Below are 15,739 nucleotides of genomic sequence, written 5' to 3' on the forward strand. Positions count from 1 at the left end.
CGCGCCCCGGAAACCGGTAAAGAATATGTGTTTTTGACCAATCGTTTTGACCTGTCGGCCTTGGATATTGCCGAACTCTATCGGCAGCGCTGGCAGATCGAACTGTTTTTCAAAGGGATCAAACAAAATCTGAAAATCAAAACCTTTTATGGCACTTCCCGCAATGCCGTCTTAATCCAGATCTGGACGGCTTTGATCGCCTATTTGCTGCTTATCTGGTTAAAAATCAAAAGCACTATGGATCTCGGCATCCTGGAGTGGACCCTACTTATTCAAACCATGTTAATGGAAAGACGTTCCCTTTGGGGAATCATCTGTCCTAAAAAACATCCTCCATACTCGGCCAATAACCAAATACCTTTACTCAATTTTTGTGCCGGACACTAATGGTGCACACTATAATAATTATAATTTCTGGTCGGGACGAGAGGATTTGAACCTCCGACCCCCTGAACCCCATTCAGGTGCGCTCCCAGACTGCGCTACGTCCCGACATAGATTTATAAATTTATCAACAACCGCCCGGCCTGTCAATGGCAATTGGCTCACTAGTCCTGTTATCCCAAATAGGCCTGGCAGAGTTCGCAACGACTCTTATGGTGCCTTAGATTGCCGGGCTGCGGCCTCCTGTCCCAACCGGAAGGTCTGCATATTGGTCTCCACATATTTGGCAGGAGTTCGGTCAGCGATGGTTTGGACGAAGACTTCTTTGGGGAAAGGCAGCCGTCCGGATCGGGCCAAAGCTCCTAATAACACCATATTGACGGCTCTGGGGTTGCCAGCCCGCTGAGCCAAAGATTCAGCGTCGAAGGCAAACAGGTCGCCAACCTGTTGGGCTAACAGATTCAGGAGATAGTCAACCGGAGGGTAATGAGCCTGGCCGATGGCCACAGGCTGGGGAATTATGGTGTTGGTGTTGGTAATTACCAGGGTTTGGGGATGGCAGCGGCTCAAGGCCCGAAAGGCTTCCAAGGCTTCGAAACTTAAAACAATGTCAGCCTCTCCCGGCGAAATAATCGGGCTGGCCAGAGCCCCGATGATTACCGCTGATTCCACTACGCCCCCCCGTTGGGCCATACCGTGGGTCTCACTGACCAGGACCGAATAGCCGGCGGTCATCGCCGCTTCCCCCAGGACTCGGGAGGCGAGCAGCGTACCTTGACCCCCCACACCGGTGCAAAAAATGCGCAATTTTATTGACTTGTCCATAATATTATTTGGCATGAATAGCTTCGCACCATTGGGAACAGAACCCGCAGCCGGCACACTGGGCCTCATCGATTACCATGCGACCCCCTTCGCCGGGCACCAGGCTGGGATGTAGTGCCGGGCAGCCGAAATAATCCAGGCAGTGACGGCAATCCCGGCATTCTGGTCCGACATAAAAAGTCCTAGTCTTTTTACGTCCGGACAGGCGTTGGACATATAAAGTACAGGGGCACCGGGAGATCAGCACCCGCACCCCGGATTGGCTCAATAGGGCTTTAACGGTCTGTAGGTTCTTGTCATAATGCAGGGGATGGACGACCTCTACGGCATCCACGCCCAGGGCCCGGACTATCTTGGTTAAATCGATCCGCTGCCCGCCATAGCCGGGAGGGGCCGGTTTTACCCCCGGATGGGGCTGATGTCCGGTCATGGCGGTAGTGCCATTGTCCAGGATTACCAGCAGAAAATTGTGATGGTTGTGGACTGCATTGATCAGACCAGGAATGCCGGCATGGAAAAAGGAAATGGTGGTCTATGGCTTCGCTCTCTCCGAAACGAGGCAGCCCCGACAGCCTGGCATAGTAGCGATTATCCTGCTCATTCTGGCTGGAAAACATGGAAGGGTCATCAGCAGAGACCAGAATCAATCCCCCTCTGACCCCCACATAGGCCAGGGTTATCAACATATCGGCGGCAACATTGACGCCGACATGTTTCATGGCACACAAGGCTCGCAGCCCGCAGGCGGCGGCTCCGGCAGCGCATTCCAGGGCCACCTTTTCATTGACCGAATATTCAAAATACAGCCCGGTTTCATGGGCAATCTGATATAGGCGATCGCCGATTTCTGAGGCCGGGGTCCCGGGATAGGTAGTGGCCAGGCTTACGCACGCCTCCAAGGCCCCCCGGACAATGGCTTCATTGCCCAGCAGGAGACGCTTTTCACCCGGGTTACCGGCCAGCAAAGGGTGCATCGGTTAACCTCTCTTAAAAACAGAATTCTTAATCAGACAGCGGAATGGCCGGGGGTAGCAACCCGCCATAATTCCACAGGGGTGCATATCATAATGGCGCTGATTTTGCCACTAGAAAAGCCACCCGAAAAACGCCCCTAATCAGCTTGACCGGAAAATTCACCTTGCCTAGGCTTCCTGCCGAGGCGATAATATCTCCTAAATCAGCCTGACGATGGTTGGGGAGGGGGAAATCAAAGGCAATCCCGATTCAGATGGTGCTGCTGGGGAGTATGCTGATGTGGTTATCGGCTTGCGAGGCCTTTATCGAACGAACCTTCATCTTCTTCCCCAGCCGCCGCTTGGAGGCTACGCCGCTGCAAATGGGCTTGGATTTTCAAGAGTGTTTTTTTACCAGCAGCGATGGTCTGCAACTCCATGGTTGGTACGTTCCGGCAGACAGAGCGGCACCGGTAATCATGTGGTTCCATGGCAACGGTGGCAACATCAGTCACCGGCTGGATTATATGGCTCGGTTGCATCAGATTGGGTTAGGGGTCTGGATTTTTGATTATCGCGGTTATGGCCTCAGTCAGGGGCGCCCCAGTGAGTCAGGGGTCTATCAAGATGCGCTGGCTGCTTATCAACACCTCTGCGGCTCGTTGGCGATCCCCCCGGAGCGGGTGGTGCTCCTGGGCCGATCCCTGGGGGGTGCGGTTGCTGCAGATCTGGCCACCAAGGTTGCGGCGCGGGCCTTGATCCTGGAAGCGGCCTTTACCAAGGTCGGCGATATGGCTCGCCACCACTATGCCTGGCTGCCGGGCAAGGGCCTGTTTGCTCAGAAGTTTGATCTTACCCATCGGCTTCCGGCCCTTAAACTGCCCAAACTGTTTATTCACGGGGAGCAGGATGAAGTTGTCCCTTTCTGGATGGCAGAGCAGCTTTATGAACTGGCGCCGCCACCGAAGGAACTCTACCCTGTCCCTCAAGCGGGACATAATGATACCTATCTGATCGACGGCCAGCGATATTTTAATCGGCTGAAAAGCTTCGTCGAACAGATTTTTTAAAAAAATCTTGCAAAAGCTGAGAGGTATGATTATAAAACATAAGCTTTAGCTTGTTCTCGGCACCAGGCTTTCTAACCAAGGAGAGAAATGGAAGTGAGAGAAATCGGGGAACTTCGGTATAGCCGAGACCATCTCTGGGTCAGAGTGGACGGGAACGGCTGTGCCACCATCGGCATCTCTGATTATCTACAGGAAAAATTGGGCGAAATCATCGATTTCAACCTCCCTGATGAAGGCGAAGAGCTGGTAAAAGATGAAGCCTTCAGCGTCATCGAGACCCGGGAAGGCCGGTTAGAGCTCCTGACCCCGGTTTCAGGCGAGGTTAGCGAAGTCAATGAAGAGCTTCTCGAGTCACCGGAACTCGCCAATGAGGACCCCTATAATGAGGGTTGGATCATAAGAATAGAAAATCTCCTGGACTCAGAGTTTGACGAGTTGCTTACCCTGGAGGAATACGAGGAGTACTTGCTGGACGAAGAGGCAGAAGAAGAGGAATCAGAGGAAGATTGAGGTTATAATAATTTTCGTCCTAACTTCCGCTGCCCATTGCTGCAATCTCAAAGATCCGAATGTTAGTAACGACATCTTGCGGAAATCAACCATGATGCCCTTTCCCCTAATCGTTCACCGATTGTGACGCAAGACCGAGTTCTGCAAAGTCTGCTCCGGCGCTGTTGGAGCAGTTTAATCTCCGTCCGCCTGGCTTTAGTACTCCTGCTACTGTTAGCCGGGGCCTCCCTGATGGGCACGTTATTGCCCCAGGGGCAGAAATATGCCTATTATCTCAGCCGTTTTGGCCCGCGACTGGGAGCGCTATTCTGGCGGCTGGGTCTGACCACGGTTTACCAAAGTCCCTGGTTTTTGGCCCTGCTTGGTCTTCTTCTGGCTAATCTTATCGCCTGTTCCTACCGCCGGCTGCCCGATGCCCTGCGGCGGCTCCATCAGCCCCTGGTCCTGGAAAAATATCAGGCCTTACCCGAACGCGGCCAAATCCATTGGGGGGCGGAGGAGCCGGACCCCAGACCCCGGTTAGAGACCTGTCTGCGTCAGGTTCTGGGAACGACGCAAATCCAGGCCGAAGTAGATGCGGTCTGGTACTTAAGTTTACGGGGACGTCGGGGATATCTGGGACCTTATCTGATCCACCTGAGCATAGTGTTAATTATCCTGGGCGGATTTATTGGCAAGATCTGGGGATTTCAGGGTCATGTGGTGATTCCTGAAGGCGAGGCGGTAAATCGCTTGGAAGTGGCCGGGCATGGTGAGAGCCGAACGTTAGATTTTGCCGTGCAACTCGATAAATTTCAGATCTTATCCTATCCGGACGGTACCCCCCGGGAATATCGCTCTGAACTCACCTTTATCAAAGAAGGCCGGGAAGTATTCAAAGGAACCTGTCGGGTCAATGATCCCTTAAAATATGAGGGACTGAGTTTCTATCAGGCCAGTTACCAGACAGTGCCGGCCGGTCCGATCCGCCTGAATGTCTGCCATGGTAATCTTTGCACCCAGATGGAAATCCCATGGCGGACCAAGACCGACTTGCCGGGTGGAGAAGCTTCGGTGATCATTTTGCGTATTGAAGCAGATTTTCAGGGACTGGGGCCGGCCCTGCTGATGGCCTATAAAAACGGCCCTGGACATCCGGCAATTTTCTGGGTGTTGAAAAATACTCCCCAGGGCGTTGATGATCAGCCCGGTCCACACCGCTTTACCCTGGCCGAACTGCCCACTCGCTACGCCTCCGGGCTGATGGTAAAAAGAGATCCCGGGGTGTGGTGGGCTTATGCCGGGTTTATCTTGTTGCTGCCAGGGTTCTGGCTGGCCTTTTTTACTCCCCGGCAGCGCTGGGCGGTAGCCCTGCGGCCGCACCCTCAAAACGGCTGGCTTATCCAGATCCATGGCAGCGGCGTCCGGAACCGGGAAGCGTTTCAGCGGCGGTTAACCCGGTTGTTGACCCGACTGGAAAAAGGAGTCTCGCCATGAGCGCCCACCTGCTGGGAGTGGTAACCCTGATTTATTTTAGTGCTGCCCTGCTCTTTCTGGTTGCCAGGGTCTTCCAGCGGCCTCGTCTGGATTGGCTGGCCCGCGGCGGCCTGGTGTTGGGCTGGGGCGGCCATACCGGAGCCTTGATCTACCGCTGGCTGGAGTCTTATCAGCTAGGCATCGGCCATGCGCCCTTGTCCAATTTCTACGAATCCCTGGTGTTTTGCTCCTGGTCCCTGGTAGGGGTGGTTTGCCTGGGCTTCTGGCGCCAGACCCGAGCCTATCTGGGCGCCTTGGTCGCCACCTTGGCCTTCCTGCTGCTGGCCTATGCCTCACTGGGCGGGGTTGACAGCCGGATTACCCCGCTGATTCCGGCCCTCAGAAGCAATTGGCTGGAGATTCACGTAATTACCTGCTTTATAAGTTACGCCGCCTTTGCTCTGGGATTTGGCGCCGCCCTGCTTTATCTGATCCGCACCCGGCAGCCCCGGCCCAGCAAGGGGGAGGCTGATCCCATCCCTTCCGCCGGCGAATTGGACCACCTGATCTATCGCACTATCGTAATCGGCTTTTTTATGCTCACCCTGGGCATCCTCACCGGCGCGGTGTGGGCCGAAGCGGCTTGGGGCACTTACTGGAGCTGGGACCCCAAGGAGACCTGGTCGCTGATCACCTGGCTGATCTATGCGGCGCTGCTCCATGCTCGCCTGGTCAAAGGTTGGCAGGGCAAGCGCATCGCCATCCTAGCGGTAGTGGGCTTTCTGGCGGTGTTATTTACCTATTTCGGGGTGAGCTTTCTGCTGCCGGGCTTGCATGCCTATCTAACCTGAAGATCGCTGCGGAATTCTCATCTCGATTTTTGCAGATGATATTTTAGTCGCCAATGGCGGTCATAAACCTTATTGTCCCGGATGGTGCCCCAGCGCTGCCACCGGCGATCGTAAATCTTGCCGTCCTGGATGCGGCCCTGGAGCCGCCAGTTCCGGTCATAGATTTTATCATCACGCCAGCGGTATTGTAATTTCCAGTTGGGGTCGTAGATCTGATCTCCTGCGACGCGGTAGCGCAGTTGCCAGCGGGGATCATAGACCCTGTCCTCGGCCAACAGAGGCGAGGCCGTCCCCAACCCGATACAAGCCAGCGCCAGGAGGCTGAGCCGAGCAATGCGCCAGTTGCTTAAATAAGGTAAAAAGCCCATTGTTTTCCTTTTTATTGGCACTTATGGCACTTCCCCTTCTTCCCAGTGAATCTCTTGCAGCCATTTCAGCTCCGACAACCGTTTGACTATCTGTCCCCAGGGTAAATCTTCCTTGCTCTGCAAGCGCAAACGATAGGTCACCATATCGTTTGGTGGCTCAGCCTTATAATTGACGAAATTGATCAGGATCTGATGTTCGGCCATAATTTGCTTGATCTGCTCGAGGGGATTCCCTCGTCTGGCAAATTTTAAGGTTAGCATTGTATGCTCATCCCGGGGCAGGAGTGATTTGATGTGCATGAATCCGAAAAGGACAACCAAACTGATAATAGTACAAAATATGGCTGGCATCAAATATCCAGCGCCAATGGTCAGGCCAAGGCCGGTGACCAGCCAGAGACCAGCGGCGGTGGTTAAACCCCGCACCGAACCCCTGCCGGTGATGATGGCCCCGGCTCCCAGAAAACCCATACTGGCAATGGCATATGAGGCAATCCGGGCCGGATCCAGGCGGACCACTGAGTTATGCTCCATCAGATGGCGGTAGAGCTCTTCCATGTGCAGGGAAAGTATCATCATCAGACAGGAGCCAATGCAGACCAAAATATTGGTCCGCAGACCTGCGGCTTGGCCATGAGACTCACGTTCAAAGCCGATACAGCCGCCGATCAGCGCGGCAATCAGTAATTTCTCAAAGTTCCACAGCAGTGGCTGCCAATCCCACATGGTTAAACCCTCTCAGGAAATCATTAGCCCTCGATTCGTAAAGTGCCGGTCTCGGCATTGACTATGGCCCAAGCCCCGATGGGCAGGGTATGGTTATCGGGCTGATGGCCGACCGGCAAACCGGCGAGCACCGGGATCTGTAAAGGCTCCAGAGTGGAGCGAAAAATTTCTAAGAGCGGCCCAACTGCTCCACAGCGGGTAAAACTCCCCAGCACTACCGCGGTGACCTCCTGCAATAACCCGGACAGCCTCAAGTGGTGCAGCAACCGGTCAATCCGGTAGCGGGACTCATTATGGTCTTCCAGAAACAGTACATGCCCGGCCAGGCGGGGGACAAAGGGGGTGCCGATCAGGTGGCAAAGGGTGGTCAGGTTGCCACCCAACAAGGGCCCCTGGGTCTGGCCCGGACATAAAACCGTCAGACCCGTAAAGCTTAGGTTTAAGGGGTCCTTAGCAGTCAAGGCATTCTGCAAGCTGGCTCGGGCCGCGGGAGTCAGCTCTCCCAGGTGGGCTACGGTGGGGCCGTGGAAGGTCACCACCTTAAGACGCTGGTAAAAGGTACATAGCAGGTTGGTCACATCACTGAAGCCGACAAATCGCTTCGGATGGGCGCTTAGGGCGGCGTAGTCCAGGTGTTCCAAAAGCTTCAGAGAACCGTAACCGCCGCGGGCGCACAGCACCCCCCGGATTTCGGGATCAGCCAGGGTCTGGCTTAGGAGATGGCAGCGCTCCTGGTCAGCGGCGGTCTCATACCGCCGCTCCTGAAAAATTTCCTCCCTATAACGCACTCTAAAACCCCATTCTTCCAGCCACCGGACCCCGGCCAGAAACGGCTTTCGGGCCACCGGGCTGGCTGGTGCCACCACATCCAAACAATCTCCGGGCCGCAGGGGCGGCGGCCAATTGATCAAAAAGTCAGAGTTCATTAGGAAGCCGAAGAATTTCCAGCATCGATAAAAATTTTGTTCGCGGTTGTTGGCCTCATAATGTTATTATAAATGCAGAGATTATAAAAATCATGAAAAAAACGTGGTCTTGACTAATCTTCGGGGACCGGGGCGGCTGCTGCTCCTTGTGGCGCTCATCATTGCCCTGGGCGGTTTTTTCCGGTGCTACGACCTGGGGGAGCGGAACCTGTGGACTGATGAGGCCTGGGTGGCTCTGGCCGCCCTTAATGAGCAACCGGCCGCGGTCCTGAAGGAGGGCCAATCCACCCCGCCACTTTATCTGTTGACGGTCTGGGCGGTGGCCAAACTGTCCGGCCAGAGCGAAGCCGGGCTGCGTTTGACCTCCTGCCTGTTCGGAGTGGGTGCGGTTTTACTGTTCTGGCCGTTGGCACGGCGACTGCTTTCCCCCGGGGCTGGACTGATGGCCCTGACCCTGGTGGCCATCGCTCCCCGTCTAGTCTACTATTCAAAAGAGCTCAAGCAGTACGGTGCCGACGCCTTTTTTGCGGTACTGGCACTGGTTTTAGTTGAACGACTGCTTCGGAACCAGGGGCAGCGGGGGTGGCTGGCCTTCACCCTGATCCTGGCCGTGGGGCTGGGGTTTTCCCCACCGTTGATTTTCGTTCTGCCCGTAGCAGGAACGGTCCTGGGGTGGAAACTGCCTGCGCCGCGTTGGCGCTGGGCTATAAGCTTTGGTGCCCTGGGCCTGGCATTTCTGGGCTATTATCTGCTGTTTCTCCGGCATCAGGTAGCTCCGGAGCTGCTGATTTACTGGCAGCAGGATTTTCCTGATCTGGCCAGCCTGTCGGCCTTCCTGCAGTGGCTGGCCGGGGCGTGGGTCCGCTATTTGGGTTATTTTTTGGGGGATTGGCCCAGGTGGCTTATCGGCCTGGGGTTTTTAATTTCGGGGTTGCTAGTTTTGCTCCAGAGTTCCACTCCGCGGGCGGTCCTCTATTGGCTCGGTCCCCTGGTTCTGGCCCTGGGGGCGGCCTTTCTGGAGCGCTATCCCTTTATGGCGCATCATGGTGGGGTGCGTCTGATGCTATACAGTGCTCCGCTGCTTTATTTAGTGGTAGGGGCGGGAGTAATGGCAGTGGCCCATTGGGTCTGGCAACGGAATACGGTCTGGCTTAAAGTTGCCCTGATAGCCGGACTGTTGGTCTGGATTAACCCCCTGACCACCTGGCAGGAAAACCTGCATCCCCAGGCCAATCGGGAGGAAATCCAGCCTCTGGTGGACTATCTGGAAACCAATCTGGGGCCGGGAGAATTGATATATGTTTATTACTTTGCCATCCCCCCCTTTAAATTTTATTATCAGGGGGATGCAGCGGCGGTAATATGGGGGCGCTCCTGTAATGACCGCAACCTGCTCCTGCCTTCCGATCTGGAATCACCGCCGCCGCGCCTGTGGTTGATCTTTTCCCACTTTGAAGAGTGGGCCTGGATCGAACAGTTCAGTCGCCGATTGTTGGGAGAAGGTTGGCAAAGGGTACTGGAGCTTTCCCGTCCCGGGGCGGCGCTCTTGGGTTATATTCCTCGCGCTCTGCCCGTCCAGTCTGATCAGGTCATTGCTAACCCTGCCCCAGGGCCTTCTTGATCTGCGCATCCAGTTCCTTGACCCGATAGGGTTTATTAATCAGCCCGCTGGCCCCAGCAGCTTCCAATTGGTCAATGTCCCTCTGTTCAAAAAAGCCAGAGGCCAAGATAACCTTAGCCTGGGGGTCAAGTCCTCTTATTTGCCGTAAGATCTGGCCACCGTCCCGACGAGGCAGGAGATAATCTAAAATTACCAGGTCAACCACGGGATTTTTGGATTCATAGAGATTAACGGCTTGGTCGCCATCGGCGGCCACCAGGACTTGATAACCCAAATGCTCCAGAAGTTCCTGCCCCAATTTGAGGATCTGGGGATCATCGTCCACCAGCAAGACAGTTACTTGCTGGTCAGTCATCTGGACTCGCATGGCGCGCCTCTCTGAGGGCCAGAGCCAGAAAGGTTTGGCCCTCCCGAAACATCAAGCGTTGGCTTACCAACCCGTCCAAAAAGGCAGTCAGCCGCTCCGGTGAAAAATGGGGAAACTGTTGGTGGATCTGGTTTAAAGAGCGGGGTGACCGGCAGTAGAGATAAATCTCCCGGGACCGTCCCTGCAGCCGGAAGTTCTGGTGTGGCAGGGATTTCTGGAGTCGTTTGATTAACAAAAAGCTGCCGCCATCCCGGTAGCTTAGATGTGGCTGCCCAGGATAGGCGCGCTCCAACGCCTGGTAATGCTTTTGCCAATCATTGAGTGCCCGGAGCACCGGTCGCCAAGAGGTTCGTGCGCTGTTTTGGTTCACCTGATAACCTTGTTTAACCAATTTTAGATGGGGAAACTGAGACTCTGGCCATATAGGATGATAATCGGCATGATTGCCGGTTAACTTCAGCCCTTCCGCCTCGGCCCGGCGATACAGGGGACTGCCCATTCCCAGGAAAAACCGCACTGGAGTCAGCGCTGGAAAGGGGGCCAGAAACGGTAGGACGTTCAGGGTCTCGGAAACTTCCGCCGGACTGGCGCCCGGAAAATCATAGATCAGATTGGCATGAGCCACAATTCCAGCTTCGGCACAGCATTTCAGGGCATGGATATTATCCATCACCGTGGTACCCTTGCCCATCTTTCGCAACAGGCTGGCACTGAGCGCCTCGATGCCGATCTGCACCTGGTGGACACCCGCCTGGCGCAGTTTGACCCACAGGTCAGCCGGCAAATCGGCCCGGAGCTCTACAAAAATCCGCCAATCCCGTTTAAGATTCCCCAACCCCTGACAGAAATCAGCCACCCCCTGGCGCGGCAAGACATTGTCCATCAGGGCAAAATCTAGACAGCCGTAAGTGGATGACAGCGTCTCTATTTCGTGGATCAAACGCGGGGGCGACTTGGCCCGGTAACCCTGCCATTGCAGGTTGAGGTTGCAGAACTTGCACCCCCGGCGCGTGGCCGTCTGCCACCAACAGCCCCGGGACCACTCCACCGGCAGAGTCGCTAGAAATGGGGCCGGTCCCAGATGCTCAGCGATTTCTAGAAAATACGGCCGATAGTCAGGCATTGGTAAGCTGTCCAGCTCAGCCACCTGATAGTCGGCGGGAAGGCCGACCTGGGTGTCTTCTTCAATATCGGAAATCCCTTTATAAAGAATATTCTGACTTGTAAATCCGGAATCGGCGCGGGCCAAGAGGATCCGCTCAGCCAGCTCCAGAAGGGCTGTTTCTCCTTCGCCTTGGATCACATAATCAATTTCCGGAAAGGTTTTCAGCAGACTGGCACCCATTTCTCCGCCACAGCCGGAACCGCCCAGCACCACCGGCAGATGCGGATGCCTGGCCTTGAGTTGACGCAAGCCATAGAGGGAGGCAGCCAACTGCCAGGTGCAGTGCGAAAATCCTACTAGGGCGAACCGCGGCCAATCCACCCGGTTTGCCAAGGTGGTGAAACACTGTTCCAGACACCGGTAAATTTCCGATAGGGCGATTTTCTTTCCCGCGGGATGGCGTCGACGCCAGGCAGCCTCTAATTGGTCCCGCTGTTCGGGAAACAGGAGCGCTCCATAGCAGAATTCGGTTTCCACCCTCCCAGCGGCAATCTGTTGATAGAGTTCGATTCCTAAACTGGCGCCGACTGCCACATAATGATGGAAGACCTCCACCTGAATATGCGGGGCGCGTTTTTCCACATAAGCTTTTAGTGCCCCCAATTGAATAGATGGCCGCTCAAAAAGCGGCCAAGGCATGGCGATCAGGGCGATAGCGCCGGGCTGAGGCATATTTCTTAAAAATTACTGAAAAATCAATTAGACGGCCGATACTCCGGCGTAAGTATCTTAACCTGGCCAGAGGCCAGGAAATATTTGGCCCCCACTACACGACAGCGGCCTTGAGTGACCGCCTCCCGAACAATTGTGCTTTCCGCAAAGAGTTGATCGGCCAGGGTATCCAGGTTGAGATCAGTTACGGCTTCAATAAACTCCGCCTCCGGAATCGCCATTTGGCGGGCCCGTTCCATGGAAGGGACGATTTTGCTGAATAACACCCCAATATTGCCCTCACCCCGGCCTTCGTGGTTCACCGCCGCGGTCACTCCGCCGCAATTGTCATGACCCAGGATTACCAGTAGCGGGACGTGCAGATGATCAACCGCATATTCAATACTGGCGATGCTGGTAGCTTCCAGGACTTGGCCGGCGGTGCGCACCACAAAAATATCGCCCAGGCCCTGGTCAAACAGCAGCTCCGGCGGCACCCGGGAATCGGAACAACCGAGCACGATGGCAAACGGTTGCTGTCCGGCCAACAGTTCCTGGCGGCGGTTGATAAAATTCTGCGGGGCACGCTCGCCGCGGACAAAGCGTTGATTTCCAGCCAACAATTTATTCAAAGCTTCAGTAGCTGCATCACTCATTCCACTTGACCTCCTGTGCTGGATAAAGAACTCAATTTCCCGACCTGTTCACTGGTCAGGAGATATTGTCCGCCACTATAGCACGGATATCGTCTGGATTCCACAATGTTTTTCGGGGCAGGATAACACCTTGATAACGACCCCTCCAGGGATTGAGACCTCGGATAAATCCGAAGGCTAACCATTATTCGGCACCGATTCTAAAACGCAGATCGTTGACCACCCCAGGGCCCAATATTTCATTTAAATCCGCCAAAATCTTGGATTTGAGAAATTGTAACTCCTGCATCCACAGGCTGGATTGCACCTCAACCCACAGGACCTTCCTTTGATAATCCACCAGCCGGGTCTGAGCCCGCAACTGATCGCTTATTATCCGCTCCCAGGCGGCGCGAATTTGGGCCCGCTGCTGGGTGACGAGCAGATCAGCAGGTTTCAGAACTTTCTTCAAAACCTCGCTGACCGACACTGGTCGGGGTAGCTTGATGCGCTTGGACATCTTCCTTCAGGCTACCCGGGCCCGCGCCCGAGCAAAGCCAGGCGCGGCCCGTTCAATCACCGATTGGGGGACACAAAAGGCCAGGCGGAAATAGCCGGACCGGCCAAAACCACGTCCTGGAACCGCCAGGATATTTTCCTGTTTAAGTTCCTGGATAAAAGCCCCGTCGTCAGGGATGGGAGAGCGGGGAAATAGATAAAAGGCCCCCTGGGGCTTGACCAGATCATAGCCTGCCTGGTTGAGGATCTGGCAAAAAAGTTCCCGGCGCTCGGCGTAGATTTTCAGATCCACTCCTTGGTGAGTCAACTGAGCCACCACCCGCTGCATCAGGGCAGGGGCATTGACAAACCCCAAGATGCGATTGGCCAGGATCATGGCCGTGACCAGTTCCTGGCGATCCTGGGCCTGGGGACTGACCGCCACATAGCCGATCCGCTCCCCCGGTAAACACAGGTCTTTGGAAAACGAGGTGGCCACCAGGGTATGGGGATAGGCCGCGAAGACGCTGGGCAGCAATAAGCCGTCATATACCAGGCGGCGGTACGGCTCATCATTAATCAGGTAGATGGGGTGTCCATAACGTTGGCTATGGTCAGCTAATAATTGTCCTACAGCCTGAAGACTGGCCTGATCATAGATCTGCCCGGTAGGATTATTGGGAGAATTGATTAGCACCGCCCGGGTCCGAGGACTGAGCGCGGCCTCCAGGGCCTGGAGATCTATCCGAAAATGGTCGTCGGTCTCCACCACCCGGCAGATTCCGGCATGGTTATCGATGTAATATAGATACTCCGGGAAGAACGGGGCCAGAATGATCACCTCATCCCCCGTATCGAGGAGGGCCTTGAGGATGACATTGAGGCCTCCGGCCGCGCCGCAGGTCATGATTAAATTATCGGCGGTAAAGGGCAGGCCGTGCAGTTCTTCCAGGTAGCGGGCCACCTGCTGCCGGCTGGCCAGCAGCCCGGCGTTAGGCATATAGCGGTGTAACCCCGGCTGGGGGTCCTGAACCGCCTCCCATAAGGCTATTTTAAAAGCCGGTGGTGGTTCCAGGTCCGGGTTGCCCAGGGTAAAATCACAGACCTGATCAGCTCCGAGACGGGCCTTTAGTTCAGCCCCTTCTTCAAACATCCGGCGGATCCAGGAGGAACCTTCGATCGCCGCCCTGATTTTTTTTGAAATTGCCATAACTTAAATCTCGATTGGGTGTTTAACAATAACCATAATCAAAAAACCCTTTTCTTTGGCGGCCCGAAACGTAGAGCATCAGCGGTCCTGATCGCTGAGTCCCGGGCTGTAATCTCCGGGGGATGTTGATAATTTAAAAGCTTTGGGTTTGGTTAGGGATTTCTATCTGCGCATCCTTAATATATTTATATGTAACTATCAATGCCATGTTATTTTAAAAAGCTGGCCACGGCCGGTTTACGGAGATTAGCATGGCGCTGGCAATGATTATCTCTTCGGCAATATGGCTATTTCTCTTCCACCGCGTAACCAGCAGTTCGCAGGGCCTGGATGATCGTCTGGCAGTGCTCAGGACCGCGGGTTTCCAGATCCACCTCTACCCGGGTATAATCCAGGGGCAAATCACCGGAGCGGCGGTCGTGATAAATGTGCAGAATGTTGGCGTTTTGCTGGCCCAGCATAGATGACAATTTGCCCAGTGCCCCCGGAATATCGGCCAGCACCACCCGCAGGGTCAGCAGTCGCCTGGAGTGAATCAGGCCCCATTGCAACACCCGACCCACCAGCGGGATATCAATATTGCCGCCGCTGATCACCAGCGTCACCTGCCTTCCCAGGTCGCGGCCCTGCAGCGATCCAAGCAGGGCGGCGACCGGTACTGCTCCAGCGCCTTCGGCCAGCAGCTTTTTTTTCTCCAACAGCACCAGCAAGGCCTCAGCGATCTGGGCTTCGCTCACCAGCACCAACTCATCCAGATAACGCTGCAGCAGGGGAAAAGTATGTTCCCCCAGCTGGGTGACATTGATGCCGTCGGCCAGGGTAGAGGCCGCCGCCACCGTAACCGGATGGCCAGCCTTTAGGGCTGCTTGGGCGGCCGGGACCAGGCTGGCCTCCACCCCAACCACCTGCACCCGGGGCTTCATCTCTTTCAGGGCCACGGCAATGCCGGAGGCCAGGCCGCCACCTCCTACCGCCGCCACCACACTGTCCACTCCGGGCAGGTCAGCGAGAATTTCCAGTCCAATGGTTCCTTGGCCAGCAATCACCTCCGGGTCATCAAAGGGGTGGATCGGAATCAGGCCGGTCCGGGCCAGCTCCTGGGCTTTGGCCAGAGCGGCAGCTAAATCATCGCCGCAGCGGATGACCTGACCGCCATAACCCTCGGTGGCCAGTTGTTTAGAGATGGAAGCCCAGCGGGGCATGACAATGGTGGCGGGAATCCCCAAGCGGGAGGCAGCATAGGCCACTCCCTGGGCGTGGTTACCGGCCGAAGCAGCCACCACCCCGGTGACCTTTCCAGCCGCGGTCAGCCGTTTGAGCTTATTAAGCGAACCCCGGAGCTTAAAAGAGCCAGTGATCTGGAGGTTTTCCAGCTTTAAAAAGATCTCCCGTCCCGCACTCCGGCTCAGGATATCGGAATAGATCAGCGGGGTATGAAGAACCAGCCCCCGCAGCTGTTCCTGAGCTGCGGTAATATCCTCTAAGCTAACCATCGCCATAAATATTGATCAGGTCATAGAATAA

Annotated in this window: 16 protein-coding genes, 1 tRNA gene and 1 pseudogene; 6 read left to right on the top strand and 12 right to left on the bottom strand. The window is 55.4% G+C overall.

Annotated elements, in window-relative coordinates:
• On the top strand, positions 1-387 hold a 387-nt coding region (locus JRG72_08930), incomplete at its 5' end, for a transposase (GenBank protein MBW2135336.1).
• Positions 388-415: 28 nt separating this feature from the next.
• Here JRG72_08930 and JRG72_08935 read toward each other — a convergent pair.
• From JRG72_08935 to JRG72_08945, 3 genes and pseudogenes are all read right to left on the bottom strand, one after another.
• Positions 416-492: transfer RNA gene (locus JRG72_08935), tRNA-Pro, on the bottom strand.
• Positions 493-594: 102 nt separating this feature from the next.
• On the bottom strand, positions 595-1,209 hold the full coding sequence (locus JRG72_08940; protein MBW2135337.1) for an indolepyruvate oxidoreductase subunit beta: 615 nt from the start codon (positions 1,207-1,209) through the stop codon (positions 595-597).
• 4 nt (positions 1,210-1,213) lie between these two features.
• Positions 1,214-2,183, bottom strand: a pseudogene (locus JRG72_08945) (hypothetical protein).
• A 278-nt stretch (positions 2,184-2,461) separates the two neighbouring features.
• Here JRG72_08945 and JRG72_08950 point away from each other — a divergent pair.
• The 4 genes from JRG72_08950 to ccsB all read left to right on the top strand — a co-directional run bounded on the left by JRG72_08950 (position 2,462) and on the right by ccsB (position 6,048).
• On the top strand, positions 2,462-3,232 hold the full coding sequence (locus JRG72_08950; protein ID MBW2135338.1) for an alpha/beta hydrolase: 771 nt from the start codon (positions 2,462-2,464) through the stop codon (positions 3,230-3,232).
• A gap of 87 nt (positions 3,233-3,319) precedes the next feature.
• Positions 3,320-3,742 (top strand): glycine cleavage system protein GcvH, encoded by a 423-nt coding sequence (gcvH, locus tag JRG72_08955; protein ID MBW2135339.1) that lies wholly within the window; start codon positions 3,320-3,322, stop codon positions 3,740-3,742.
• Positions 3,743-3,865: 123 nt separating this feature from the next.
• The gene (locus JRG72_08960; protein MBW2135340.1) at positions 3,866-5,218 is read left to right on the top strand and encodes a cytochrome c biogenesis protein ResB; all 1,353 of its coding nucleotides are present in this window, start codon (positions 3,866-3,868) and stop codon (positions 5,216-5,218) included.
• A complete protein-coding gene (gene ccsB / locus JRG72_08965; GenBank protein ID MBW2135341.1) occupies positions 5,215-6,048 on the top strand; it encodes a c-type cytochrome biogenesis protein CcsB in 834 nt (277 codons plus the stop codon). Before JRG72_08960 ends, ccsB begins: the two co-directional genes overlap by 4 nt.
• Before the next feature lie 17 nt (positions 6,049-6,065).
• Here the strand turns inward: ccsB and JRG72_08970 are convergent, their stop codons facing one another.
• From JRG72_08970 to JRG72_08980, 3 genes are read right to left on the bottom strand one after another with little or no spacing between them, the layout of a single operon-like run.
• Positions 6,066-6,416, bottom strand: coding sequence for a hypothetical protein (locus JRG72_08970; protein ID MBW2135342.1), 351 nt, complete (start codon positions 6,414-6,416; stop codon positions 6,066-6,068).
• 21 nt (positions 6,417-6,437) lie between these two features.
• Positions 6,438-7,142, bottom strand: a complete 705-nt coding sequence (locus JRG72_08975; GenBank protein ID MBW2135343.1) for an MgtC/SapB family protein — start codon at positions 7,140-7,142, stop codon at positions 6,438-6,440.
• Positions 7,143-7,165: 23 nt separating this feature from the next.
• Positions 7,166-8,068: an LD-carboxypeptidase gene (locus tag JRG72_08980; GenBank protein ID MBW2135344.1), complete on the bottom strand. Its 903-nt coding sequence runs from the start codon at positions 8,066-8,068 to the stop codon at positions 7,166-7,168.
• A 103-nt stretch (positions 8,069-8,171) separates the two neighbouring features.
• Between JRG72_08980 and JRG72_08985 the strand changes: the two genes are divergently transcribed.
• Positions 8,172-9,689: a glycosyltransferase family 39 protein gene (locus JRG72_08985; protein ID MBW2135345.1), complete on the top strand. Its 1,518-nt coding sequence runs from the start codon at positions 8,172-8,174 to the stop codon at positions 9,687-9,689.
• Here JRG72_08985 and JRG72_08990 read toward each other — a convergent pair.
• The 6 genes from JRG72_08990 to JRG72_09015 all read right to left on the bottom strand — a co-directional run bounded on the left by JRG72_08990 (position 9,664) and on the right by JRG72_09015 (position 15,708).
• Complete coding sequence (locus JRG72_08990) at positions 9,664-10,056, bottom strand: response regulator (GenBank protein MBW2135346.1); 393 nt, start codon at positions 10,054-10,056, stop codon at positions 9,664-9,666. The two genes, JRG72_08985 and JRG72_08990, sit on opposite strands and share 26 nt — an antisense overlap.
• The gene (locus JRG72_08995; GenBank protein ID MBW2135347.1) at positions 10,037-11,893 is read right to left on the bottom strand and encodes a RiPP maturation radical SAM C-methyltransferase; all 1,857 of its coding nucleotides are present in this window, start codon (positions 11,891-11,893) and stop codon (positions 10,037-10,039) included. The genes JRG72_08990 and JRG72_08995 overlap by 20 nt, the downstream gene beginning before the upstream one ends.
• Positions 11,894-11,916: 23 nt before the next feature.
• Positions 11,917-12,528 (bottom strand): carbonic anhydrase, encoded by a 612-nt coding sequence (locus JRG72_09000; GenBank protein ID MBW2135348.1) that lies wholly within the window; start codon positions 12,526-12,528, stop codon positions 11,917-11,919.
• Positions 12,529-12,712: 184 nt separating this feature from the next.
• A complete protein-coding gene (locus JRG72_09005) occupies positions 12,713-13,027 on the bottom strand; it encodes a DUF721 domain-containing protein (GenBank protein MBW2135349.1) in 315 nt (104 codons plus the stop codon).
• A 6-nt stretch (positions 13,028-13,033) separates the two neighbouring features.
• On the bottom strand, positions 13,034-14,215 hold the full coding sequence (locus JRG72_09010; GenBank protein ID MBW2135350.1) for a pyridoxal phosphate-dependent aminotransferase: 1,182 nt from the start codon (positions 14,213-14,215) through the stop codon (positions 13,034-13,036).
• A 287-nt stretch (positions 14,216-14,502) separates the two neighbouring features.
• On the bottom strand, positions 14,503-15,708 hold the full coding sequence (locus JRG72_09015) for a threonine ammonia-lyase (GenBank protein ID MBW2135351.1): 1,206 nt from the start codon (positions 15,706-15,708) through the stop codon (positions 14,503-14,505).
• Positions 15,709-15,739: the final 31 nt, after the last annotated feature.

Source organism: Deltaproteobacteria bacterium (assembly GCA_019309545.1).
GTDB lineage: Bacteria > Desulfobacterota > Desulfobaccia > Desulfobaccales > Desulfobaccaceae > Desulfobacca_B.